Source organism: Colwellia sp. SU-HH00943 (assembly GCF_057546125.1).
Genome location: NZ_BAAJLW010000002.1, coordinates 568,754 through 591,918 on the forward strand (window position 1 = coordinate 568,754; position 23,165 = coordinate 591,918).

A 23,165-nucleotide genomic window follows, 5' to 3' on the forward strand; every position below is an offset into this window, starting at 1 on the left:
AATACGATTAAATGCCTTTATTACAAGATTTTTATCCTTTGTTATCTGTTGCTCTTAGTATTACAGCACCTATCTTTATCATTATTATGTTAGGCGTTTGGCTTAAGCATAAAGATTTTATTAACCAAAACTTTATTCAAACCTCTTCAAAATTAATTTTTAATATCGGTTTGCCTGTTATGCTTTTTACCAGCACAGCAACTCATAACTTTCAGCAATTGATTAATTTTACCCATATTGCTGTTTTACTTGCTACTACCCTGATTGTATTTTTTCTTAGTAGTTTCACTAGCGGTAGTGTCTTGGCGTCAAAAGAAGATAAAGGTGTTTTCGTCCAAGGGGCTTTTCGGGGTAATTTAATTATTATTGGTCTAGCTTTGTGTGCTAATGCTTATGGTGATCAGGGAATTGCCATTGCAACCTTGCCGACGGCGATAATAATCATTGTCTATAATTTACTTTCAATTTATACCTTAAATGCTAGTTTACATCAGCAGCGCTTTTCATTGAGAAAAAATGTCGCTGACATTATAAAAAATCCTTTAATCATAGGTATCTGCTCTGGTTTATTGGTGAATGCTGTAGGTTTATCTCTTCCAGATATCATCATAGATACTAATCTTTACTTAGCAAAAATGACTCTACCTTTAGCACTGATAGCTATTGGGGGCTCCCTTAATTTTTTACAAATTCAACAAAATATAAAGCCAGCCATGGTGGCGAGTTTATGGAAAGTGATTTTAAGTCCATTAATTTTGATACTGTTAATCTTAATTTGGCCTATAGATCCAATAGCGGCGGGGGTATTATTTTTTTTAACGGCTTCACCAACCGCTACTGCAAGCTTTATTATGGTTAAATCGATGAAAGGCAATAGTGACTTAGCAGCCAAAATTATTATTGTTTCTACTTTATTATCACTTTTTACCGTTACTTTTGGCTTTGCGATGTTAATATCAGTAAACTTAATTGCGGTAAGTTAATAAACAAGTTAAGGAGTTGTTATGGACTACACTACTAGAGAGTTAGCACAACATAAGCGTATAGCACTGGTAGCACATGACCATATGAAAAGTGAGCTATTAAATTGGGCTAGCGTTAGGTTTGATATATTAAAGCATCATCATCTCTATGCAACGGGAACAACAGGTAGTTTATTAACTAAAGAATTAAAACTACCAATAAACAGTTTATTTTCAGGACCTATGGGCGGCGACCAACAATTGGGAGCGAAAATTGCGGAAGGAAAAATAGATATTCTTATCTTTTTTTGGGATCCCATGAATGCCGCACCGCATGATCCAGATGTTAAAGCGCTTTTAAGGTTAGCGGCGGTATGGAATATACCGGTTGCCACTAATATTGCTACTGCAGATTTTATTTTAGATTCAAGTCATATAAACGACGTGTATCAAGCGAGAATACCAGACTATCAGGGCTATTTAGCGAAAAGAACAAGCTAGATTTTTGTTACTTTTATTTTCTTTTAGTTGCCTATTAGGCCGTTAATGTGCGCAACAGCACTTCGGCCTAAGGCACTTAAATTATAACCACCTTCTAGTACTGACACGATTCGACCTTGTGAATATTCATCAGCGATAGCTTTTATCTCTTCAGTTACCCAGCGATAATCCGCTTCAGTTAAACTTACATGTGACATGTCATCTTCGATGTGAGCATCAAAACCAGCAGATATAAAAATCATCTCAGGTTTAAATGCTTGTAGGGCAGGGAGCCAGTGCGCTGAAATGGCTTGACGAAAGTCTTCCCCTTTGGTGGTTGCTGCTAATGGCGTATTAATAACAGGTGGAGTATTACTTTCTTGGATATCAAAAGGATAAAAAGGGTATTGATAACTTGAACAAAATAAATAACTAGTATGGGCAGAGTCGTCTGTTTTTGGAAAAAAGTTTCTAACAATATCTTCTGTACCATTGCCATGGTGAACATCAAAATCAACAATAGCCACGCGTTTTAGTTTGTATTTTTGTTTTGCATAAGCGGCTGCAATGGCAACGTTATTAAAAAAGCAAAAACCCATGCCTTTATTATGCTCAGCATGATGCCCTGGAGGGCGGGTAGCACAAAAAGCGCTGCTTAGGATGTTATCCATCACTAAATCAACACCGTCAATAGCAGCGCCTGCTGATAATAATATTGAGGTTAAGGTTTTTGAGTTCATTAACGCGTCTTCACCAACAGAAAATTGTTCATCATCTTCAGTGGGGGCATTGTTAAAAACGAAGTCGATATAGTCTTGATCGTGCGCCAAAGAAATTAATGACTTATCTATTGGGTTTGCATCAAATTGTCTGACAACGTAATCAAGACCACTGCGGATCAATTGATCCGAAATAGCGGTTAATCGCTTGCCATTTTCTGGGTGATGTTCCCCCATATCATGTTCACCACACTTGTAGTGACCTATTATTCCTACAGTCATATAACTCTCTCTAATTTTGCTCGTCGTTTATTCGTATATACTTTTGTATGTCAGTTAACACTCGACGGTTTTAATGCCCTGATCAACTTTTGGCACTTTTCACTTTAATCATTCTCGATTTCGTTATTTGAAATTTCATCATTTGAAATTAGGGGCAACTTAAGGCTTATTTCATCAAAATCTTCACTCGGTTGACGAATAAAACCTGCTCTTTCAAAAACTTTGAGCATAGAAGCGTTATCTCTACGTACGCAGGCCACTAAACTATCAAGCTTTCTGATTTTGGCAATGGCAATCATTTCACCTAATAAGGTGCTCGCCATACCACGTCCTCGCAAACTTTCTTTGATGACAAAGGCAACTTCACCTGAATTGATACTTTCAATGTAATAGTAACGTGCAACTGCTTGTATTGCTTCCCCTAAATAATCTTTTCTTGTAAAACATAGTGCTAAATCTGTGTGTTGATTGACGCTCACCAAATTACATGATTTTTCACGAGTCATTTGTGTAACATGGTGGTTATAGCGCATGATCAAAGTTTCTTTATTATGAGAATAGAAGAACTCTTGTAGTTTACGTTCATCAGCTGGGGATAGTGGCCGTAAAGTGTAATCAATATTTGCAAAGGTGAATTTTTTGAGCTCAACATCTCCTAATTCAGGGACTGAACTAGGGGAGCTTTCTTGATATTCAGGCACCCAGTAATGTTTTCGAACATCGGCGAGTAATTGCTCTCTAAATTTAGGGTGTGCAATGCGTATTAGCTCTAAGGCACGCTCTCTAATACTTTTTCCTTGTAGTGAAGCAATACCAAACTCTGTGACTACGTAAGCGACATGACCACGGGAAGTCACTACACCGCCTCCTTCAGTAATATGCGGCACAATACGAGAAATTTTTCCGTCTTTAGTCGTGGAGGGAAGTGCGATAATTGGTTTGCCGCCCTTACTTAATGAAGCGCCGCGAATAAAATCTACTTGTCCACCAATACCGCTATAAAATTGATAGCCGATAGAGTCTGAAACCACTTGCCCAGTTAAATCGACTTCGATAGCACTGTTTATTGACACCATTTTTTCGTTTTTGGCAATTTTTACCGGCGAATTAACATGCTCAGAGGGGTAAAATTCAATATGAGGGTTACCGTCAACAAAGTCATAAACCTTTTGACTGCCAATACAATAAGTAATGACAGCTTTACCTTTGTGGTAGGTTTTTTTGCGATTATTGATAACGCCTTTTAACATCAAATCAATGACACCATCAGAAATCATTTCACTATGAATGCCTAAGTCTTTATGGTTGGCTAGGTAACGTAAAACCGCTTCTGGAATTTTGCCTATACCAATTTGTAGCGTAGAGCCATTTTCTACCAACATTGAAGTATATTGGCCTATCTGTTCGGTACGTCTATCAAATTCAGGAGATATAACTTGCGGTAAATCCTGCTCTTTATTCATCCATGCATGAATTTGATTCAAATGGACAAAACTGTGGCCATTGGTACGTGGCATTTTGGGGTTAATTTGGGCAATAACATACTTCGCTGCTTTTACCGCCGAAGAAACTATATCTACACTAACCCCTAAAGAGCAGTAGCCGTATTCATCAGGTGGGCTCACCATGATCAGCGCCACATCAAGAGGTAAGCTATTTTCATTAAAAAGACGTGGAATGTCAGAAATAAAACAAGGGGTGTAGTCTCCGCGTCCTTCAGCAATGGCCTCGCGAATATTTTTCCCGCCGATAAATAAACTATTAACCTTAAAGAGATCTTTATGTTCAGGCTTAGCCCAAACATTATCTGAAATAGTTAAAATATGTACCGCTTCAATATCATGTAACTGTTTTGAATTTTCAATTAAATTATCGATTAATGCATTAGGTACTGCAGCACCAGAGCCGATAAAGATTCGATTACCCGATTTTAAGTAATCTTCCCAATTGATACTGTCACGTTCTTCATAGTGTGTAGACATAAAAATTCCTATTTGCCTTTTGTTGAAACAATACTATGTCAATGAGGCCAATTATATTTTGATATAAATTAAAGCACTTTATTGATACATAAGCTATTAGCCATAAGTATGACTTAGCGATGAAAATACTTATTGATCAGAGTCAATGCTACAATGCATTTACTGATTGTATTTTCTAGAGAAAAGAGTGACAACACCTAAGATTTTTATTATTGGTTTACCACGAACAGCCACCACCAGCGTCTGTTTAGCTATGCTCGGTTTAGGCTTTAAAACCGCACATAATGCTTATACAGAGCGTTGCTTTAATGACGCAGAAGTATTAGCCGATACGCCAATATTTTGTGATTACCAAGCACTTGATAAACATTTTCCCAACAGTAAATTTATATATTTGACACGAGATGCTACGAGCTGGTTACCTTCTATCAAACAGTTATTGCAACGTATGATTGTTAATTTACAACGCAATGATGGTGGTTTTAACCCGCACTTAAAGCGCTGCTATAACGAGGTGTTTTCACCGTTAACCCCCGAAAATATTGATCAAGATAAATTTTTGCTTAATTGTTATCAGCGTCATCAACTAGGGGTGATTGATTATTTTAAAACACGGCCAGAGGATTTATTAACCATAGATGTCAGTCAACCTGAAAGCTATCAACAATTATTAACGTTTCTAGGAATAGACGCTTCACAAGCTAAGAAAGTAGACTTTGAAAAAATTAATATCGGTGGCAAGGTAAAAGCTTGGCAAGCGATCAATAATGTCTTGAAAATAGAGTCAACCAATAAAGGTCGAATTGATAAGACACTTTATTAATGACTACTTGATCTGTAAAATCCACCCCATTATTTACTCTTAGAATTATCACTTATGTTTGAATTGAAATATAAAACTACCCAAGCATGGACTGATGCTGTTTTAGCTGACTTTCCTCGATTTTTGCAAGATCATGCCGCCGCTGAAAAAAAAGCTTCAGGTATGGCTATGTCTATGCTGTCTCATTATCCAGATAAAACCAAATTAGTACGCGCTATGACTGATTTAGCTATTGAAGAGTTAATTCACTTTAAGCAGGTTTTAAAATTATTAACGGCGCGTAATGTTACTTTAGGCCAAGATAAGAAAGATCCATACATTTCGCAAATTCGTGCTCTGTTTAGAAATGGCACTAATTTATTTTTAATGGATAGATTGTTAGTGGCTGCTGTTATTGAGGCCCGAGGTTATGAAAAGTTCTGGTTAGTCTCTAAAGCTCTACCAGAAGGAAAAGATAAAGAGTTATATGTAGCGATTGCTAAATCTGAAGAAAAGCATAAAAACTTATTTGTTGAGCTTGCCTACGAATATTTTGACAAAAAAGAGGTGGATGAGCGTTTAGAAGAAATTCTAATTGCAGAAGCTGAAATATGTGCCAACCTGCCTATTAAAGCTGTACTACACTAGGTGTAGGCTTTTACTTTCAGTTTATGAAAACGCCCTTTACTAGTGTAACAACAGAATTAAACAGCCAACGAAAGTCCGTACATGAGTTGTGCCGGCAATTTTCTCGTAGCCCTAGTAAAGGAAATTTGAAGCGTTTAAAAGCCTTATTTCACCGATGTGGCGAAGACGTTTTTATTGAGTATGGCTTTCATATAGATTACGGCGATACGCTAAGCATTGGTGATAGAACCTTTATCAATGCTAACTGTACTATTATTGATGCGCCTAAAGAAGCCAACCGCAAAGTCACTATTGGTTGTGATTGTTTTATTGGGCCAAATGTTCAAATGTTCGCGGTTTCTCATGCCATGGAAGGAGCAGAGCGATTAGCAAAAGAAAACTTTGCCGAGGATATTGTTATTGGCAATAATGTTTGGCTTGGTGGCGGTGTGATTGTTCTTTCTGACGTAACCATTGCTGATAACTGTGTGGTTGGCGCGGGTAGTGTTGTCACAAAATCGTTAGATGCCAATGCTTTTTATGCCGGTAATCCTGCGGTGAAAATACGTAAGCTATAAAGGCTAAATTAGCCAACAGTTAGTAATTTTTGCCAATAGCTAGTCTAGATATGACAATTGATATTTTATTTCTTCTTTAACTTATTGTATTTTAGGGATAATTGTTTTGGCCTAGTAATTGCTTTTAAAGTCTTTATAAATAAATAACCTGAGGTTTGTATAAGAGATAGTGCAAAGCTTATTAAATCAAATGCTTATGATTATTTAGCATTTCTAGAGAGGAATTTTTGCTGTATTCAAGGCAAATTTGCGCGTGAATAGCTGGTCTATTGCAAGTAAATTTAACGAAGAAGACAGTAAAAATAACCGCTAGAAACACATTACTTATGCAAATCTCAGGTTAAATAAACAACAAAAGTGTAAAACAAGGAATAATAATGCCAGTGATTTTAGAAGATAGACCAACAGAAACGGTGCGCAGTGAAGTTATTGATCAATTAATCATGAATTATAGTCATGGTGAATTATCTTACCAAGCTTTTGAACGACGTTTAGATGAAGCTATGGAATTACAGTGTAATAAATCACTGGTATCACTTATTGAAGATTTACCACTAACCGTTGATAAAGCGTTTGTTGAAAATAAAAAACAAGATTTAGCACCAAACTTTGTACCAGGTGATACTGAAGAGCTAGATTATATGATCAACATTTTTAGTGGTAGTACACGCGGCGGCGCTTTAAAACTCCCTAAAGAATTACGTTATATCAGTATTTTTAGCGGTACAACGGTTGACTTGACCCATGCACAATTTTGTCAAAAAACCGTACGTATAAAAATCTTTAGCTTGTTTAGTGGCGACTCGATTTATGTGCCTGAAAACGTTAATGTCGTTTCAAAAGCATTTTGCATTTTTGGTAGTATAGATAACTCTGTATCGGCGAATAACACCCTCAGTCAAGATGTCCCAACGGTTATTATTGAAGGCTTTTCTATTTTTAGTGGCTTAGATATTGAAATTAAGCGTACTTTGAAAGAAAAGCTTGTCGATATGGCTGACAGCTTTAAAAAGATGTTTTCCTGATAGAGGTAAGTTAGGTTAAGCGCTATAATCTTGTTTTTTTAAATAACGGAAAAGGTGGTTTATGCGCTTTCTCTCACGTCGTTTGGTCATGCCTAATGACTTAAACTATGCTAACGCTTTATTTGGTGGCCGTGCGCTAGAATGGATCGATGAAGAAGCCGCTATATATGCTATTTGCCAGCTAGAAACCAACTGTTTAGTAACCAAACATATTGGTGAAATTAGCTTTGAATCTGCGGCATTGCAAGGGGATGTCGTTGAGTTTGGCTTAGCCACCAAAAAAGTGGGTACTACCTCAATCACAGTAACCTGTCTCGTTCGAAATAAAGTGACTAAAAAAACTATATGTTTAGCCGATGATATTGTTTTTGTGCAAGTTGATCCTGTTACTCGAAAGCCTATCCCACATGGAAAAACATTAGAGGCGCTATCAAAGCAAACGGGTATTGAAACAAGTAAATTAAATCTCTAGTTTTTTAAGCAGCGTTTGAAATATTGCTATGCGTTGACTATGCCCATACAATATGTCAATTATTCCTTTTTAATTCATTGTTATTATGTCTTCAGATCGTTACGGAACCAGTGCCAATTATAAACAAAAAGAGCAAGGTTATCGTGATCGCGCTTTAAAACTTTTTCCTTGGGTATGTGGTCGATGTGCCCGTGAATTTGAGTACTCGAATATTAAAGAGCTAACAGTGCATCATATTGACCATGATCATACTAACAATCCAAACGACGGCAGTAATTGGGAATTGCTCTGTATTTATTGTCACGATAATGAACATGCCAAATACACTGAACATGCAAACTATCAAACAGAAGTTATAGCAGGGGATACTAACCAAGATACGGCAACGTATAATCCTTTTGCTGATCTAAAATCAATGCTAAAAAAATAAAACTAACTCGAATAAATACCAAGTTAAAGAAATACAAAGTTGGATTAACGCTTATACTTCCGGTGTTAAATATTCTTGATAACCACTAACACCAAAATAGCGGATCGATTTTTTTTGCGTGAGTTTTTTGGCAATCAATTGTTCATTACAATATATTTTAACAACTTGTTTATCGCCATTTGTGTCAACTTCATAAGCATGGTTGTCGTTATTTCTGAGGTTATCAAACTCAGTTTTCATTATTAGCTTCATGTAGTTTACTTCAGTTATAAATTATTAATGTCTTTTTGTACTTGGTAACCTTCATCCGTTACTATTTTTTCCAGTACTTGAACACGCTCGGTAAGTTTTTCTACTTGCTCAGCTAAGCGCGCATTATTTTCATCGCTTTCATTATTATGGGCTAAGGTTTTAGTTTTAAAGTCTAAGTGTTTTTTATACATCTCAAACAAGATGCCAAAAACCACACAAACAATGACAACAACCATAGTAGTACCGCTCATGTTTTTACTCCTTTTAATGTTTTTCTTGAGTTATATTTTCAATGTTTTGCTTTTGCAATCTTTTGTCGTAGTTCAGGTATGCAAATGTTATAAAAAACAAAGCAACAATAAAGGGTAGGCTAGTGATCACGACATAATGCCAACCGCCAGTAAATAATACCCATCCTGCCATCAGGGAGGCAAAAGCTTGGAAGCCAAATAATACAAAATCGTTTGTTGCTTGTACTTTATGACGCTCACATGCGTTATAACTTTGTGGCAATAATGAAGTACCCGTTAAAAATAAGAAATTCCAACCAATACCCAGTAACAATAATGCCCACCAATAATGGATAACATGCTGCCCAGACAATGCAATGATAGCCACTATAACATAAACAAAGCTACCCAAAGCAAGTAGGCCTTTTAGCGCGATACGTTTCACTAAAAAGGGGGTGGCTAATGAAGGTAAATACATTGCGGCAATATGCGTTTGGATAACCCATTTGGTTTCAATAAGCGAATGCCCTTGAAGGTGGTGCATGCTTATGGGAGTTGCTGTCATTAAGTAGCTCATTAAAGCAAAACCAATGGTAGCACTGCATATAGCAATAAGAAAAATAGGCTGTTTTATGATCAGGGATAATGATCTTGCCTTACCTTCGTTAGACTCTTCTACTACGGTTGGGTTGTCAAAAAATAGCATCATAATTGCTGCGACGAGAATAAGCGCTGTTAACAATAAAAATGAGCCTGCGTAGCCGTGAGGAGAACTAAGCCAGTCTTTCGCGACCACGGCAACTTCAGGTCCTAAAAATGCTGCGAACACACCACTGAGCATTAATATTGACAGTATCTTAGGGATATCTTCTTCATTTTTAGTGCTTTCAATAGCTGCAAATCTTAACTGTTGTGTAAAGGCTCCACCGACACCAATGAGAAAACTTGCGAAGGTAAAAAGCTCAAACGACGCCATTTTCGCTGAGAGCATTGCGGTTAATGCAGCAATAATTAAGCAAGTAAAGCCGCTAAACGCTGCAAATTTACGTCCCTGTTTTTTTGCAATCATTGCTGCAGGAATAACACCGGCGGCAACGCCCAAAATCATCAAACTAATTGGTAAGGTGGCTAAAGACGTTGTTGTAGTTAATTGACTTGATAAGATCCCACCGATAAAAACAATGATTGGTGCCGAGCACATCACCAAAGGTTGCGCCATAAATAATATCCAAACATTTTTGGGCAATTGAAACTTACGCGATAAAAGGAAGGCACTTAATATTATTAATAGCAGGGTTAGGATGATCATAATGGTATTAATTAACCTGATTCCATGGCGAGGATTGCTTTAATGTCAATTTCGTCTGGGTACTTTATTAAGTTAGTTTGTTGCTGGCTTCTTGCTAGCACGGCCATTCTATCGGCTAATTCATTACCTTCGATATTAGCATGGCCTTTAACATGACTGATGATTAACTGCTGTTTTAATGTTTGATACAAAGCAAAGCATTCTTTAATTAACTCAACATTTTTGATTTCTTCTCCTTTGCCTCGTGTCCAGCCTTTTGCTTGCCAACCTTTGGCCCACTTGGTAATGCAATCAATAGAGTATTTAGAATCAGAAAGGATCTCTACTTTGTCCGCGGTTTGTAATAGCTTTTTAGCGAGTTTAAATGACATTAACATACCATTTAACTCAGCGGTATTATTGGTACCATTGGCATTGTATAAACCATAATAAAGCGTAGTGACTTTACCTTGCTGGTATAAGGCTAACCCTGTCCCGGATTTTCCTGGGTTAGGTGAGCAAGCACCATCACAATATATTTGTAGCTCCGCACTTTGTTTATGAATACTGCTACTTAAGGAGGATTGAGTGTTTGTTGATGTTTTCGTGCTTGTAGTTTTATTGCTTAATGAGCGCTTCATTAGCGCTTTGGTATAAGTTGAAGCAAAAGCAGCTTCCGCTTCTGCTTTAGTTGCAAAGCCCATAAATTGTGCATCTGAACGTCCTTGAGTGTAGTTTTGTACTTCACTCCACGTTGAAAATACACCGGTTTTAGCGCCTTTCCAAACCACATAAAATTTCTTACTCATAACACTCTTTAGTTGTTAAAAAACACCGTTATATAACGTTACTTTTATTAAAAATAATGTTCGTTATTATCATCAATATATTCACTATTAGCTAGCAAAAAAAAGCGCGATAACGTTTTATTGTTATCGCGCTATATTGGCATTACTCAACTTAGTAGTTTAGAAAAACCCGAGTGGATTTACGTCGTAACTGACTAATAAGTTTTTAGTTTGTTGATAATGCTCTAGGGCCATTTTATGGGTTTCACGGCCAACGCCAGATTTTTTATATCCCCCAAATGCAGCATGAGCAGGGTACATATGATAGCAGTTAGTCCAAACACGTCCCGCTTGAATTTTACGACCCATCCTAAAAGCAAGGTTAGTGTCACGTGTCCAAACTCCAGCACCTAAGCCAAATTCAGAGTCATTTGCGATAGCTAGTGCTTCTTCTTCGTCTTTAAAAGTGGTAACAGAAATGACGGGGCCAAAAATTTCTTCTTGGAATACGCGCATGTCGTTTGTCCCTTTTAATAAGGTCGGTTGAATATAGTAACCTTCGCTTATATCAGTTGATACCGACTCAACTTCACCGCCCATTAGTACTTGCGCACCTTCATTTTTTCCGATATCAATATAAGATAAAATTTTCTCATATTGCTCTTGCGAAGCTTGTGCTCCCACCATGGTATCAGTATCTAATGGATTACCACGTTTGATCGCTTTAGTACGCTCTATCACCATTTCAACAAATTTAGGATAAGCTTCTTCTTGAACTAATAACCTTGATGGGCAAGTACAAACTTCACCTTGGTTAAAGTAGGCTAATACAGCGCCTTCGATACATTTACTTAAATATTCATCTTCTTGATCAACAACATCATTAAAGAAGATATTAGGTGATTTACCGCCAAGCTCAACCGTTGAGGGAATGATATTTTCAGCAGCACATTTTAAAATATGTGCACCTACCGGTGTTGAGCCAGTAAAAGCGATTTTAGCAATACGTGTACTGGTTGCTAATGCTTGTCCTGCTTCGACACCAAAACCATTAACAACATTGAGTACACCTGCAGGTAATAAATCTTCAATTAACTCTATTAAAACTAAGATTGAGGCAGGTGTTTGTTCAGCAGGTTTTAATACTATACAGTTACCGGCCGCTAATGCTGGCGCTAGTTTCCAAGCAGCCATTAAGATAGGAAAGTTCCATGGGATGATTTGACCAACCACGCCAAGTGGCTCATGAAAATGATAAGAAACCGTATGCTCATCTATTTCACCAATAGAGCCTTCTTGAGCGCGTAAACAGCCTGCGAAATATCTAAAGTGATCTACTGCTAATGGAATATCTGCAGCCAATGTTTCACGTACGGCTTTTCCATTATCCCACGTTTCAGCGATAGCGAGCATTTCAAGGTTTTGTTCAATAACGTCAGCAATTTTCAATAAAATATTTGAGCGAGCAGTCACCGATGTTGTACCCCATGCCTCTTTCGCTTTATGTGCGGCATCAAGCGCTAACTCAATATCTTTAGCATCAGAGCGTGGTATTTGGCAAAAAACTTTGCCATTCACTGGGCTGATATTGTCAAAGTAGTTACCATTTTGTGGTTCAACCCATTGACCACCAATAAAGTTTTGATAGCGTTCTTTGAAGTTGATAACCGAGTTTTCTGAGCCAGGTGTTGCATAAATCATAATAGTCCCCTCTATTTTTTTAAGACTTTATAGTTGTTTTATTAATCAAGTCGATTTACTTTAGATATTAATGTGTAGTTTAACTATGCTGAGAATTCAAAAAAGTTATCTGTTAGTTCATATTGTTAATAAAAAAAGATAGAAAAAGCATGATTTCACCGTTTATTGAAAGTCAGAATATAGAAAACAAAAGAAGCTCACCTAAGGTGCTTGTGGAAAATAAGGTGACTTTTGCAGGACCAGAATCAGAGCTCAGTATTTATGATACTTATGAGCAAGCTGAACGCGTAGGATTAAAATCTGATCAGTTATTATTCTGTGCTATGGTTACTGGTAAAAAGGTCATGCATAGTGAGGAAGAGCAGTTTAACAGTGAGTTTTTTCCACATGAGTCATTTGTTATGGCGCCAAACAGCAAAGTTGAAATTGATTTTCCCACAGCACAATTAGCGAAACCAACAACGTGTTTAGCGATTGAAATATCAACCGATAGAATTGAGCAAGTGGCGGCTAGTTTAGATGCACAATCTCCGTTAGATGAAACTTTTGGCCATTGGCAATATAATCATCAGCTGGTTCATACTCACCATAATAGCCAAATGCAAAGTTTGTTAAATAGAATTGTGCAAATTTACGGTGAAAATCATCAAGATCGTAGTGCCATGATATCGTTAGCTGTGTCTGAATTAACGATTCGGTTATTACGTCAGCAAACACGTGATTTTATCTTATCATTTTGTCAGAAACAGCCTGATAATAACGGTTTAACAGCAGTTGTTGACTATATCAATAATCATTTATCACACGCTTTAGATATTGATGTTTTGGCTCGAATAGCCTGTATGGGACGCACAACATTTTTTACTAATTTTCGTCATCACTTTGGCTGTAGTCCCGTTGCTTTTCAACAGCAACAACGATTAAAACAAGCTGCTTTGTTTATTAAACAAGGGCAACAGATCACTCAAACTTGCTTTAAGTTAGGGTTTAATAACGCTAGCCACTTTAGTCGTTGTTTTAAGCAATTTTATGGTATTACGCCGAGGCAATATAAACTCAAACATTTAGTCTCGTAATTATATTTAGTTTCGTCATTATATTGTGACGTGTAATTTCTCTTGATAGCGTCGATCTTTTTTTGTCCGAGATTCAAGGTAACGGCCTCTATTTTGCGGCACTTGACGTCTATCTTTACCAAGACGACGATCTTCACCTTGCCAAATATCATGCGTTATTTTTGTGTACAACACATTGGGGCTTTTACTGGCTAGTGCTTCTACTTCATCAGAGGTCAGTTCACTTTGCTTATGTTTATAGCTTTGTTTATCTTTTTCTTTTTTATCTTTAGCTGATTTGTTTGTGTGCCTAATATGGCCTGAATAAGCTAACTCGCTTATATAGTTCATTTGATGATGCCTTTACATTTTACTTTATCTTCAAGTGTTTAATTATTAATCGGCACAGGTTGAGAAAAGTTTAATATTTTACACGAAACGCTTTAGCGCTTTGTCCTGTTGTTAAAGCTTGCTAAAATCGACGTATAAATTTTGTAACCCGTTAGGATTCTTATGGCAATTAATTGGTTTCCAGGCCACATGCACAAAGCTCAAAAAGAAATAAAAGAAATTTTGCCACAAATAGATGTGGTGATTGAAGTGTGTGATGCGCGCTTACCTTTTAGTAGTGAAAACCCGATGATCACTGAAATAAGAGGTGATAAACCATTAATTAAAATCCTCAATAAAAGTGACTTAGCTGACCCACAAAAAACGCAAGCTTGGTTGGCGTATTTAGAATCCCAACATAATGTTAAAGCTATTGCGTTAACGACAGAAAATTCGGCTACAGCCAAACTCATTCCCACGTTAATAAAAAAACTGGTACCGAATAAGGATGCAGAAGGTAAACAAATCAACGCGGTAATTATGGGCATTCCTAATGTTGGTAAATCAACCTTAATTAATACTTTGGTGGGCAAAGCAAAAGCTAAAGTTGGCAATGAGCCAGCAGTGACCAAAGGGCAGCAGCGTATCAAATTAGCAGAAGGTTTATACCTTTTTGATACGCCTGGAATGCTCTGGCCTAAAATTGATAATGAAAATAGCGGTTACCGCTTAGCGGTTTCAGGCGCGGTAAAAGATACAGCGTTTGATCATGATGACATTGCTTATTTTGCCGCAGAATATTTACTTCAGGCTTATCCTGAACGTTTAATGGAACGTTATAAGTTAGAAGAATTACCTCAACATGAAGAGGATTTAATCGAAGCTATTGGCAGAAAGCGCAGTTGTGTGCGCAGTGGTGGTCATGTAGACATGCATAAAGCCTCGGTTATATTAATTAATGAAATAAGAGACAAAACCCTTGGCGAAATAACCTTTGAAGTGCCAGAAAATATCGAAAAAGAAAATCAATACTTTGCTGAGCTTGAAGCGAAAAAACAGGCTGCTCGTGAAGCGAAAAAGCTAGCGCGTGGCCGTGGTAGAAAAAATAAAAGGAAATAACTATGTCTGAGCAATCAATTTCAGAACAATTAACTACACAAGATCAGCCATTTAATTTGCACCCGCAATTAGCTAATGATTGTGTCGAATTAGCCGAGTTTCCATTATGTAAATTACTCCTGTGTAATGACAGTCATTATCCTTGGTTTATTTTAGTGCCGAAAGTGAATGGAATTAGTGATATCTATCAGTTAGATTGGCAACAACAGCAACAACTTTTAAATGAATCTAGCATGCTAAGTGAGTTACTTATGCAGGTCTTTGAGGGTGATAAAATGAATGTTGCAGCACTAGGTAATATGGTTGAGCAATTGCACGTGCATCATGTAGTTCGGTATAAAACAGATATCAGTTGGCCAAAACCTATTTGGGGTCAGCAAGCATTAACACCATATGCAAGTGAAGAATTAGACGACTTAAAAGAAAAATTATTACCTAAGCTCGCTGTTATTTTAGCGTCATTTGACTAGTTAACTTGAACTAGGTTTAAAAGGTATTTAAGCAAGTAGTTAATAAGCACTTTAGAAGAAAAGCCCTAATATCAAGGATATTAGGGCTTTTTAGCTTAGTTTAATATTACTAGTTAAACTCAACTCACAGCGTTTTAGAAGCCACACTGCTTACCTTGGTTTTTATCTTTTAACCAGGTATGAAGTGGAGCAAAGTAATCTAAAATAGCGCTGGCATCCATTTGCTCACTACCCGTTAATACTTTGTAAGCTTGCTGCCAAGGTTGACTAGAGCCCATTTCTAACATGGTATTAAGCGCGGTACCTGCTTCTTTATTGTTATAGATTGAGCAGCGGTGAATAGGATCTGTATTGCCAGATATTTCACATAATGCACGATGGAATTCAAACTGCTGAATGTGTGCAAGGAAATAACGACTATATGGTACGCCACCAGGTACATGATATTTTGCGCCCGGATCAAATGCGGCTGCATCACGAGCGATAGGAGCTGTTACACCTTGATATTTTTCACGTAACTCCCACCAAGCAGTATTGTAGTTTTCAGGCGTTATTTCACCTGAATAAACTTTCCAACGCCATTGATCAACTAATAAACCAAATGGAATAAACGCCACTTTATCTAATGCCATTTTCATTAATAAACCAATATCTTTTGATTCATCAGGAATACTGTCAATTAAGCCAATTTCTTTTAAATATTTTGGTGTTACAGAAAGCGCTATGGTATCGCCAATAGCTTCATGGAAACCGTCATTGGCACTATTTTGGAAATATACAGGTTGCTTGTTATAGGCACGTTGATAGAAGTTATGCCCTAACTCATGGTGAATCACTGAGAACTCTTCACCTGTTTTTTGAATACACATCTTAATGCGTAAATCATCTTTTGAGTCTAAGTTCCATGCTGAAGCATGACAAATAACATCGCGATCTTCAGGTTTTGTAAACAATGAACGACTCCAGAAAGTTTCTGGAAGTGGTTCAAAACCGAGAGAGGTAAAGAACTTCTCAGCGCCTTCCACCATTTTAATTTCATCATAGTTATGTGCAGCTAATTGTTTAGTAACATCATAACCAGGATCGGCATTTTCAGGTGCAACAACATCATAAATATTACCCCATGATTGTGCCCACATATTTCCTAAAAGGTGAGCAGGAATAGGCTGGTCTTGTGGTACTTTATCTGTACCGTACTCTTCGCCTAGCTCACTTCGTACGTAACAATGTAAATCATCATATAAAGGTTTAACTTGTCCCCAAAGCCTATCAAGCTCTTTGGCAAAATCATCAGCAGGCATATCATAGTTAGAGCGCCACATAGCGCCAAGATCTTTATAGCCCAAGCCCTCAGCACCTTCGTTCGCTAATTCTGCTTGGCGTGTATATAAAGTTTTCATTGGGGGACTGATTTGACGCCAGCCCTGCCACATATCTAATAATTCATCATAGTCACGTGAGGTAGCCATTGTTGAGGTCATATCACCTAAACTAAGCTTTTTACCTTCTGCAGTTGTGTAGGAACCTTTGCCGTAAATACTGCCTAACTCAGCGCCAATTTTCGCGAGTTCTGCTGATTTTTCTGAATTTTGCGGAGCAGGTAAGACTAATGACTGCTTAAGAATATTCAACTGTCTGCGTTGGGTAGTGGTAACTTCAACAGCATCAAATTTTGCCGCTTCCATAGCAAAGCGAACACCTGCTTCGGTTGATTTTTGATCTGCGTCAGCGGCAAGCGATGCAGTATCTTCAGTAATGAAATTGGCATAGATCCAAGCAGCACGAGCGCCAGATTTTCCTAATGCAGTCATTTCAGTTGCGACATTATCTAAAAATAGTTGAGCATCTTCACTTGTGAGCGTTTTTGTTACGGCTGGCGCTTTGTTTACTTGCGTATTATCAGTGTTATCTTGATTACAAGCGGTTAAAGAGCCTGCTACCACTAAAGCAATAGCGGTAAACTTAAAGGGTTTTGTTATTTTAATCATGTGAATTAGAAAGGCTGTTATAAGGTGAAATCAGTATATTGAAACTAAAAAAGAATGCAAAGCGTGTACAAAAATTATCTCAAAGACAAAAAAAAGCTCATTCTATAAAGAATGAGCCAAAACATAACATGAAAAAAACATCGTTACAGGGGGGGTAACATTAATGTTTATGCCCATTAGCTAGGAGAGTTAAGCAATGAACATGTGATTATCATAGGTCGTTTACTTGTATTTTACTGTATAGAAACCGTAACGATTTGTAGTTTTACTGAAGCTTCTTTGATTTTTTTATTAAAAAAAAGCTCATTCACAAGGAATGAGCCAAAAAACATGAAAAAACATAGTTACAGGGGAGGTAACAATGATTATGTTCACTTGCTAAAAGCGATAAGTAATGAACATGGGATTATCATAGAGAGAGGTTGTGTTTATTACTGTAGATAAGTTGTAATTTTTTGTGGTGCATAGACATTTTTTAAGAATTTATTAAGCGTTTTAGTCAATCTTTCTAGAGATCAAAAAAAAGGCTCATTCATGGTGAATGAGCCAAAACTACAATCATGAAAACAAGGGAGTACATTTCAAGTTTTAAACAATGAAACATGGGATTATCATAGCGAGGAGTTGTGTTTATTACTGTAGAGAAGTTGTAATTTTTTGTAGTGCGTAGACATTTTTTAAGAATTTTTTAAGCAGTTGAGTCAATCTTTCTAAAGATAAAAAAAAGGCCCATTCATAGGGAATGAGCCAAAACTACAATCATGAAAACAAGGGAGTACATTTCAAGTTTTAAACAATGAAACATGGGATTATCATAGCGAGGAGCAGTGTTTATTACTGTAGGAATAACGTAATAGTTTGTAACTTTTTCGAACTTATAAGGTTAAGTGAGTTAAGTGGATTAATTGAGAAAATAGCAAAAAAAAGACTCAGAGCAGATTGACAGATCAGGCCACTGAGTCAGGGAGATTTTCATGTACATATACTTCGAGTACTACTTGTAGAAATAGTTCAAAAATTATCCATTAATGATGAATAAATTTTTTAGCGAATGAATACTCTTGACCAAGCAAGGAGAAATACGGTATTTTAAACGACTGTTTGAATTTGACGCTTGATTACTGGTATTAATAAGTATGAGTACAAAAAATAAAATTTTAGACGCTGCTGAAGTACTCTTTGCCGACAAAGGCTTTAATGGTACTTCCTTACGAGAGATTACAAGTTTAGGTGAGGTTAATTTAGCGGCAGTAAACTACCACTTTGGCTCTAAAAAAGAATTGATTAAAGCGGTGATGTCTCGTTATATGAATGAGTTATCACCACGTTTAGAGTCAGCATTAAGTGGCTTGTGTCAAGATGATATACATCCAAGTTTGATCGATGTGTTTTCTGCCTTTATAGAGCCATTATTATACTTAAATGAATTCAAAGAAAATGGCACAAGTACATTTTTACAACTCTTAGGCCGTGGCTATACCGATAGTCAGGGCTTTTTACGTTGGTTTTTAACAACGCAATACCCTGATGTATTTGCGCATTTTACTAAAGCTGTTCATAAAGCTTATCCAGAATTAAGCACAGAAGAAATGTTTTGGCGTTTACATTTCACTATGGGCACTATTGTTTTTACTATGTCTTCAAGTGACGCGTTAATTGATATTGCGCAAAATGATTTTGATCGTCAAATTGATATTGCTGGTGTTATTAAGCGTGTTATTCCGTATGTTGCAGCAGGTGTTGCTGCGCCAATATTAGCCTAGTACCTGAATTATAAGTAAAGATGCTAAGAGAGTTAAATTAACTTAAATAAACAAGGTTTAACTTAACTCTCTAATAACTATATTTTATGACATGCTAGATTATCTACCGAGCTAGTAATACCAAAAGAAACAAGCAATTCAATTGGGATTATTATTTTACTCACAACGCTCAATCAGTGCGGCAATGCCTTGACCACCACCAATACACATAGTAACGACAGCATATCTGCCTTTGATGCGCTCTAGTTCGTGTATAGCTTTTACCGAAATCAATGCGCCTGTCGCACCAATAGGATGACCTAGCGAAATACCAGAGCCATTGGGATTTACTTTGTTCATATCTAGTGATAAATCGCGACAAACCGCAAGGGCTTGAGCGGCAAAAGCTTCGTTAACTTCCCAAACATCGATATCATCTTTATTAATTCCTGTTTTTTCTAGGAGTTTATTAACTGCGGGTACGGGTCCTATGCCCATCACTTCAGGGGCAACACCAGCAAACGCATAACCGACTAACTTAGCTACAGGGGTTAAGCCATTATCTTTTGCATATTGCGCGTCTGCCATAACTAATGCGGCGGCGGCATCATTAATACCAGAAGCATTACCAGCGGTCACAGAGCCATCTTGTTTGAAAACAGGTCTAAGTTTTGCCATGTCTTCGAGTTTACAATCAAAGCGTACATGTTCGTCATTAGCATAGTTGACAGTACCTTTACGGCTTTTTAACTCAATCGGTAGTATTTGGCTATCAAAACGGTTTTCTTCTATTGCTTGTTGTGCTCTTCTGTGCGATTCAACAGCCGCTTCATCTTGCTCAGATCGCGTGATTGACCACTGCTCAGCGATAGTTTCAGCAGTAATCCCCATATGTGTGTCGCCGATAGGGCAGGTTAACGCGCCTACCATAGGATCAACTAGCTGTGTGTCACCCATTTTTGCACCAAACCGTGTTGAAGGTGACCAAAACGGTACGCGCGACATAGATTCAGCTCCACCCGCAACGACAAGATCGCAATCATTGAGTAATAACAATTGAGCCGCAGAAATGATGGCTTGTAAACCTGAACCGCATAAACGGTTAACAGTGAGTGATGGAGTAGATTCAGGCAAACCACCTTTAAGTGCGGCTACTCTGCTCATATACATATCTTTTCGATCTGAATGGGTAACGTTACCAATTACGCAGTGACCAAAGTCTTCAATTTTGGCACCTGAGCGCTTAATTGATTCTGCTACAACTTTTCCCGCTAATTCTGTTGGCGGAATAGCTTTGAGTGAACCGCCAAAGTCGGCAATTGGCGTTCTAACACTGCTTAAAAAAACAACTTCACGTTGAGACATTTTGTAATTCCTATCATATTTTCATTAACTTGGATTTAAAGAGTTTGCTTTACTAAAATTGCATTTCAGGTACAACGTCAGGGACAACTAATTCACCCGCAGTTAATTGGCGAATTTCTTCTACTGAAACACCGGGTGCGCGTTCACGTAATATGAATTTTCCTTCTTGAATATCTAATAGTGCCAAATCGGTTAAGACACGTTTAATACAACCTTTACCTGTTAAAGGTAGAGTGCATTCAGCCAACAATTTGGATTGACCAGATTTTGAGGCATGGGTCATGGTAACAATAATATTATCAGCACCCGCCACTAAATCCATGGCGCCGCCCATGCCTTTGATTAATTTTCCAGGGATCATATAAGAGGCGATATTACCCTGACAATCTACTTCAAAAGCACCAAGTACGGTCAAATCAACATGACCACCTCGTATCATGGCAAATGAATCAGCGGATGAGAATAAAGAGGCGCCGGTTGCCATCGTTACGGTTTGTTTACCTGCATTGATCAGATCTGCATCAACTTCTTCGTCTAATGGAAATTCTCCCATACCCAGTAGACCATTTTCTGACTGCAACATAACTTGCATATCTTCAGGTATATAGTTGGCCGCTAAGGTGGGAATACCAATACCTAAATTAACATAGTAACCATCTTCAAATTCTTGTGCTACTCGTTGAGCTAACTGTTCTCGTGTTAAAGCCATGGTTATACTCCTTATGCGGTGCGCACAGTGCGCTGTTCAATAGTTTTTTCAAATGTGCCTTTGATCAAGCGATTAACGTATATGCCTGGCAAATGAATTTCATCAGGATCTAATTCGCCCACTTCAACAATCTCTTCAACTTCAACAACGGCAATTTTTCCTGCGGTAATTGCCATAGGATTAAAGTTACGAGCGGTTTTACGAAACACTAAATTACCGTATCTGTCTGCTTTCCAGGCCTTGGCAATAGCAAAGTCACCGGTAATTGCTTCTTCAAGAATATAATGTTTACCATTAAACTCACGGACTTCTTTGTTATCTCCCACAGGGGTGCCATAACCTGTTGCAGTATAAAATGCAGGAATACCAGCACCACCTGCTCGCATTTTTTCAGCGAGTGTACCTTGTGGCGTGAGTACTACTTCCAGTTCTCCACTCATCATTTGTGCTTCAAATAGCGCATTTTCACCCACATAAGAAGCGAATATTTTCTTAATTTGTTTTTGCTCTAGTAATAAACCAAGCCCTTTACCGTCTACTCCAGCATTGTTTGAGGCTACGGTTAGTCCTGTCGTTCCTTTACGCTTTATTTCTTTAATAAGGTTTTCTGGTATGCCGCAGAGGCCAAATCCACCCGCTATTATCGTCATCCCATCTTCTAGGCCAGATAATGCTTCTTCATAGCTATCTACTACTTTATCGAATCCAGACACTGTGTTTCTCCTGTCAATTGTTTTGCTTAATAAATAAGATTTGAATAGATTGCTATAAAGTAATACATTAAACAAATTGTATTTTTTTATTGTTTGATAAATATAAGTTATTAATAAGTGATGATCCCTATTAACCAAATACTTGCGTTTACTACTGTTGCTAAAACGGCAAGCTTTGCTGAAGCCGCTATTCAATTACATATCTCGCAACCGGCCCTTAGTATTGCTATTAAAAAACTCGAGAGTCATTTAGGTGGAAAACTGCTAACGCGTACAACACGTATGGTAGTGCTAACACCGGAAGGAAAAGTCTTTTACCCTGTAGCACGTCGCTTGTTGTCAGATTTGAATCAAGCAACTCAGGATGTACAAAGCCTTTTTTCAATGCGTCGAGGTAAAACAGATATTGCTGCAATACCGACCTTTACGACGAATTTATTACCCTCTATTCTCAATAAATTTCATAAAAGCCATCCAGACATTAACGTAACAGTGCATGATGTTGTTGCTGAAAGTGTTGTTGAAATGGTGAGAGCAGGGCGGTGTGAACTTGGTATAACCTTTAAACCGAAAAATGCGCCTGATTTAGCTTTTCAAAAGCTTTATGACGATCGATTTATCGCTGTTCTCCCTAACAATCATACGCTTTTAGCTAAAAAAAAGCTTAATTGGCAAGAGTTACTCAAATACCCGCATATAAGTTTGCAAAGGCCTGCTGGTACAAGGGAGTTAATTGAGCAAGCGTTAATTAAGCATGGTCATGTTCTTACACCTATGTTTGAGTCTCATCAATTGGTCAGTATTGGTCGAATGGTGAATGAGGGATTGGGGGTTAGTGTTGTTCCTCGAACTAGTCGTCCACAAATGGAGGAAATGGGATTGCAATGTCGTGAAATTTCTTCACCGGCAATAACCCATAGCTTAGGAATAATTAAACAAAAGCATCATGAAATTTCAGTTGCTGCCAAAGCTATGGAGAAAATCATTCAGACTGTTTGTGATGGTTTTGAAAACACGTCGCCTTAATGTTTGTTGTTAAAAGCTAGAATTAACCCG

25 protein-coding genes are annotated in these 23,165 nt (G+C 37.6%); 13 read left to right on the forward strand and 12 right to left on the reverse strand.

The window, feature by feature from the left end; translation table 11 throughout:
- The first annotated feature begins 11 nt into the window (after window positions 1-11).
- Both AC27GZ_RS07735 and AC27GZ_RS07740 read left to right on the forward strand, forming a co-directional pair.
- Complete coding sequence (locus tag AC27GZ_RS07735; protein ID WP_487094327.1) at window positions 12-983, forward strand: AEC family transporter; 972 nt, start codon at window positions 12-14, stop codon at window positions 981-983.
- A 21-nt stretch (window positions 984-1,004) separates the two neighbouring features.
- Window positions 1,005-1,463: a methylglyoxal synthase gene (locus AC27GZ_RS07740; RefSeq protein ID WP_487094328.1), complete on the forward strand. Its 459-nt coding sequence runs from the start codon at window positions 1,005-1,007 to the stop codon at window positions 1,461-1,463.
- A gap of 23 nt (window positions 1,464-1,486) precedes the next feature.
- Here AC27GZ_RS07740 and AC27GZ_RS07745 read toward each other — a convergent pair whose 3' ends face one another.
- Together AC27GZ_RS07745 and AC27GZ_RS07750 are read right to left on the reverse strand one after the other, a co-directional pair.
- A complete protein-coding gene (locus tag AC27GZ_RS07745) occupies window positions 1,487-2,443 on the reverse strand; it encodes a histone deacetylase family protein (protein ID WP_487094329.1) in 957 nt (318 codons plus the stop codon).
- Window positions 2,444-2,547: 104 nt separating this feature from the next.
- Entirely contained in the window at window positions 2,548-4,425 is a 1,878-nt protein-coding gene (locus AC27GZ_RS07750; RefSeq protein WP_487094330.1) for a GNAT family N-acetyltransferase, read from the reverse strand.
- A 187-nt stretch (window positions 4,426-4,612) separates the two neighbouring features.
- Between AC27GZ_RS07750 and AC27GZ_RS07755 the strand changes: the two genes are divergently transcribed.
- The 6 genes from AC27GZ_RS07755 to AC27GZ_RS07780 all read left to right on the forward strand — a co-directional run bounded on the left by AC27GZ_RS07755 (window position 4,613) and on the right by AC27GZ_RS07780 (window position 8,359).
- Complete coding sequence (locus AC27GZ_RS07755) at window positions 4,613-5,248, forward strand: sulfotransferase family protein (RefSeq protein ID WP_487094331.1); 636 nt, start codon at window positions 4,613-4,615, stop codon at window positions 5,246-5,248.
- Between the two features lie 54 nt (window positions 5,249-5,302).
- Window positions 5,303-5,875: a tRNA-(ms[2]io[6]A)-hydroxylase gene (locus AC27GZ_RS07760; RefSeq protein WP_487094332.1), complete on the forward strand. Its 573-nt coding sequence runs from the start codon at window positions 5,303-5,305 to the stop codon at window positions 5,873-5,875.
- A 23-nt stretch (window positions 5,876-5,898) separates the two neighbouring features.
- Window positions 5,899-6,432, forward strand: a complete 534-nt coding sequence (locus AC27GZ_RS07765) for a sugar O-acetyltransferase (protein WP_487094333.1) — start codon at window positions 5,899-5,901, stop codon at window positions 6,430-6,432.
- Window positions 6,433-6,809: 377 nt separating this feature from the next.
- Window positions 6,810-7,457: a DUF1707 and DUF2154 domain-containing protein gene (locus tag AC27GZ_RS07770; RefSeq protein ID WP_487094335.1), complete on the forward strand. Its 648-nt coding sequence runs from the start codon at window positions 6,810-6,812 to the stop codon at window positions 7,455-7,457.
- A gap of 61 nt (window positions 7,458-7,518) precedes the next feature.
- Window positions 7,519-7,929 (forward strand): acyl-CoA thioesterase, encoded by a 411-nt coding sequence (locus AC27GZ_RS07775; protein ID WP_487094336.1) that lies wholly within the window; start codon window positions 7,519-7,521, stop codon window positions 7,927-7,929.
- 85 nt (window positions 7,930-8,014) lie between these two features.
- Window positions 8,015-8,359, forward strand: a complete 345-nt coding sequence (locus AC27GZ_RS07780) for a YajD family HNH nuclease (protein ID WP_487094337.1) — start codon at window positions 8,015-8,017, stop codon at window positions 8,357-8,359.
- A gap of 51 nt (window positions 8,360-8,410) precedes the next feature.
- Here AC27GZ_RS07780 and AC27GZ_RS07785 read toward each other — a convergent pair whose 3' ends face one another.
- The 5 genes from AC27GZ_RS07785 to exaC all read right to left on the reverse strand — a co-directional run bounded on the left by AC27GZ_RS07785 (window position 8,411) and on the right by exaC (window position 12,618).
- Window positions 8,411-8,611 (reverse strand): hypothetical protein, encoded by a 201-nt coding sequence (locus AC27GZ_RS07785; RefSeq protein WP_487094338.1) that lies wholly within the window; start codon window positions 8,609-8,611, stop codon window positions 8,411-8,413.
- 14 nt (window positions 8,612-8,625) lie between these two features.
- A complete protein-coding gene (locus AC27GZ_RS07790) occupies window positions 8,626-8,862 on the reverse strand; it encodes a hypothetical protein (protein ID WP_487094340.1) in 237 nt (78 codons plus the stop codon).
- Between the two features lie 13 nt (window positions 8,863-8,875).
- Complete coding sequence (locus tag AC27GZ_RS07795; protein ID WP_487094342.1) at window positions 8,876-10,060, reverse strand: MFS transporter; 1,185 nt, start codon at window positions 10,058-10,060, stop codon at window positions 8,876-8,878.
- A gap of 101 nt (window positions 10,061-10,161) precedes the next feature.
- Window positions 10,162-10,938 (reverse strand): ribonuclease H family protein, encoded by a 777-nt coding sequence (locus AC27GZ_RS07800; protein WP_487094344.1) that lies wholly within the window; start codon window positions 10,936-10,938, stop codon window positions 10,162-10,164.
- A gap of 159 nt (window positions 10,939-11,097) precedes the next feature.
- The gene (exaC, locus tag AC27GZ_RS07805; RefSeq protein WP_487094346.1) at window positions 11,098-12,618 is read right to left on the reverse strand and encodes an acetaldehyde dehydrogenase ExaC; all 1,521 of its coding nucleotides are present in this window, start codon (window positions 12,616-12,618) and stop codon (window positions 11,098-11,100) included.
- A gap of 149 nt (window positions 12,619-12,767) precedes the next feature.
- Between exaC and AC27GZ_RS07810 the strand changes: the two genes are divergently transcribed.
- Window positions 12,768-13,694: an AraC family transcriptional regulator gene (locus AC27GZ_RS07810; protein ID WP_487094348.1), complete on the forward strand. Its 927-nt coding sequence runs from the start codon at window positions 12,768-12,770 to the stop codon at window positions 13,692-13,694.
- An 18-nt stretch (window positions 13,695-13,712) separates the two neighbouring features.
- Here AC27GZ_RS07810 and AC27GZ_RS07815 read toward each other — a convergent pair whose 3' ends face one another.
- On the reverse strand, window positions 13,713-14,024 hold the full coding sequence (locus tag AC27GZ_RS07815; protein ID WP_487094350.1) for a hypothetical protein: 312 nt from the start codon (window positions 14,022-14,024) through the stop codon (window positions 13,713-13,715).
- 162 nt (window positions 14,025-14,186) lie between these two features.
- On the opposite strand from AC27GZ_RS07815, the gene ylqF reads away from it, so the two are divergent.
- The gene (ylqF, locus tag AC27GZ_RS07820) at window positions 14,187-15,122 is read left to right on the forward strand and encodes a ribosome biogenesis GTPase YlqF (RefSeq protein ID WP_487094352.1); all 936 of its coding nucleotides are present in this window, start codon (window positions 14,187-14,189) and stop codon (window positions 15,120-15,122) included.
- A gap of 2 nt (window positions 15,123-15,124) precedes the next feature.
- Window positions 15,125-15,592, forward strand: a complete 468-nt coding sequence (locus AC27GZ_RS07825; protein ID WP_487094354.1) for an HIT domain-containing protein — start codon at window positions 15,125-15,127, stop codon at window positions 15,590-15,592.
- Window positions 15,593-15,726: 134 nt separating this feature from the next.
- Here AC27GZ_RS07825 and AC27GZ_RS07830 read toward each other — a convergent pair whose 3' ends face one another.
- On the reverse strand, window positions 15,727-17,580 hold the full coding sequence (locus tag AC27GZ_RS07830) for a M2 family metallopeptidase (RefSeq protein ID WP_487094356.1): 1,854 nt from the start codon (window positions 17,578-17,580) through the stop codon (window positions 15,727-15,729).
- A gap of 1,136 nt (window positions 17,581-18,716) precedes the next feature.
- Between AC27GZ_RS07830 and psrA the strand changes: the two genes are divergently transcribed.
- A complete protein-coding gene (gene psrA, locus AC27GZ_RS07835; protein ID WP_487094358.1) occupies window positions 18,717-19,343 on the forward strand; it encodes a TetR family transcriptional repressor PsrA in 627 nt (208 codons plus the stop codon).
- Between the two features lie 156 nt (window positions 19,344-19,499).
- Here the strand turns inward: psrA and bktB are convergent, their stop codons facing one another.
- From bktB to AC27GZ_RS07850, 3 genes are read right to left on the reverse strand one after another with little or no spacing between them, the layout of a single operon-like run.
- Window positions 19,500-20,687 carry a beta-ketothiolase BktB gene (gene bktB, locus AC27GZ_RS07840; protein ID WP_487094360.1) on the reverse strand — a complete coding sequence of 396 codons (1,188 nt, stop codon included), beginning with the start codon at window positions 20,685-20,687 and terminating at the stop codon, window positions 19,500-19,502.
- 52 nt (window positions 20,688-20,739) lie between these two features.
- Window positions 20,740-21,396 carry a 3-oxoacid CoA-transferase subunit B gene (locus tag AC27GZ_RS07845; protein ID WP_487094362.1) on the reverse strand — a complete coding sequence of 219 codons (657 nt, stop codon included), beginning with the start codon at window positions 21,394-21,396 and terminating at the stop codon, window positions 20,740-20,742.
- An 11-nt stretch (window positions 21,397-21,407) separates the two neighbouring features.
- Window positions 21,408-22,109, reverse strand: a complete 702-nt coding sequence (locus AC27GZ_RS07850; RefSeq protein ID WP_487094364.1) for a CoA transferase subunit A — start codon at window positions 22,107-22,109, stop codon at window positions 21,408-21,410.
- A gap of 120 nt (window positions 22,110-22,229) precedes the next feature.
- On the opposite strand from AC27GZ_RS07850, the gene AC27GZ_RS07855 reads away from it, so the two are divergent.
- Complete coding sequence (locus tag AC27GZ_RS07855; RefSeq protein ID WP_487094366.1) at window positions 22,230-23,135, forward strand: LysR substrate-binding domain-containing protein; 906 nt, start codon at window positions 22,230-22,232, stop codon at window positions 23,133-23,135.
- Window positions 23,136-23,165 lie beyond the last annotated feature (30 nt).

What these genes read in the sequence shown, in the direction of transcription:
- AC27GZ_RS07745 (WP_487094329.1), bottom strand. Translation starts at nt 2,443, where the DNA reads ATGACTGTAGGAATAATAGGTCACTACAAGTGTGGTGAACATGATATG.
- psrA (WP_487094358.1), top strand. Translation starts at nt 18,717, where the DNA reads ATGAGTACAAAAAATAAAATTTTAGACGCTGCTGAAGTACTCTTTGCC.
- AC27GZ_RS07855 (WP_487094366.1), top strand. Translation starts at nt 22,230, where the DNA reads ATGATCCCTATTAACCAAATACTTGCGTTTACTACTGTTGCTAAAACG.
- AC27GZ_RS07740 (WP_487094328.1), top strand. Translation starts at nt 1,005, where the DNA reads ATGGACTACACTACTAGAGAGTTAGCACAACATAAGCGTATAGCACTG.
- bktB (WP_487094360.1), bottom strand. Translation starts at nt 20,687, where the DNA reads ATGTCTCAACGTGAAGTTGTTTTTTTAAGCAGTGTTAGAACGCCAATT.
- AC27GZ_RS07795 (WP_487094342.1), bottom strand. Translation starts at nt 10,060, where the DNA reads ATGGCGCAACCTTTGGTGATGTGCTCGGCACCAATCATTGTTTTTATC.
- AC27GZ_RS07735 (WP_487094327.1), top strand. Translation starts at nt 12, where the DNA reads ATGCCTTTATTACAAGATTTTTATCCTTTGTTATCTGTTGCTCTTAGT.
- AC27GZ_RS07815 (WP_487094350.1), bottom strand. Translation starts at nt 14,024, where the DNA reads ATGAACTATATAAGCGAGTTAGCTTATTCAGGCCATATTAGGCACACA.
- AC27GZ_RS07845 (WP_487094362.1), bottom strand. Translation starts at nt 21,396, where the DNA reads ATGGCTTTAACACGAGAACAGTTAGCTCAACGAGTAGCACAAGAATTT.
- ylqF (WP_487094352.1), top strand. Translation starts at nt 14,187, where the DNA reads ATGGCAATTAATTGGTTTCCAGGCCACATGCACAAAGCTCAAAAAGAA.
- AC27GZ_RS07825 (WP_487094354.1), top strand. Translation starts at nt 15,125, where the DNA reads ATGTCTGAGCAATCAATTTCAGAACAATTAACTACACAAGATCAGCCA.
- AC27GZ_RS07760 (WP_487094332.1), top strand. Translation starts at nt 5,303, where the DNA reads ATGTTTGAATTGAAATATAAAACTACCCAAGCATGGACTGATGCTGTT.
- AC27GZ_RS07770 (WP_487094335.1), top strand. Translation starts at nt 6,810, where the DNA reads ATGCCAGTGATTTTAGAAGATAGACCAACAGAAACGGTGCGCAGTGAA.
- AC27GZ_RS07775 (WP_487094336.1), top strand. Translation starts at nt 7,519, where the DNA reads ATGCGCTTTCTCTCACGTCGTTTGGTCATGCCTAATGACTTAAACTAT.
- AC27GZ_RS07785 (WP_487094338.1), bottom strand. Translation starts at nt 8,611, where the DNA reads ATGAAGCTAATAATGAAAACTGAGTTTGATAACCTCAGAAATAACGAC.
- AC27GZ_RS07790 (WP_487094340.1), bottom strand. Translation starts at nt 8,862, where the DNA reads ATGAGCGGTACTACTATGGTTGTTGTCATTGTTTGTGTGGTTTTTGGC.
- AC27GZ_RS07765 (WP_487094333.1), top strand. Translation starts at nt 5,899, where the DNA reads ATGAAAACGCCCTTTACTAGTGTAACAACAGAATTAAACAGCCAACGA.
- AC27GZ_RS07810 (WP_487094348.1), top strand. Translation starts at nt 12,768, where the DNA reads ATGATTTCACCGTTTATTGAAAGTCAGAATATAGAAAACAAAAGAAGC.
- exaC (WP_487094346.1), bottom strand. Translation starts at nt 12,618, where the DNA reads ATGATTTATGCAACACCTGGCTCAGAAAACTCGGTTATCAACTTCAAA.
- AC27GZ_RS07800 (WP_487094344.1), bottom strand. Translation starts at nt 10,938, where the DNA reads ATGAGTAAGAAATTTTATGTGGTTTGGAAAGGCGCTAAAACCGGTGTA.
- AC27GZ_RS07780 (WP_487094337.1), top strand. Translation starts at nt 8,015, where the DNA reads ATGTCTTCAGATCGTTACGGAACCAGTGCCAATTATAAACAAAAAGAG.
- AC27GZ_RS07830 (WP_487094356.1), bottom strand. Translation starts at nt 17,580, where the DNA reads ATGATTAAAATAACAAAACCCTTTAAGTTTACCGCTATTGCTTTAGTG.
- AC27GZ_RS07750 (WP_487094330.1), bottom strand. Translation starts at nt 4,425, where the DNA reads ATGTCTACACACTATGAAGAACGTGACAGTATCAATTGGGAAGATTAC.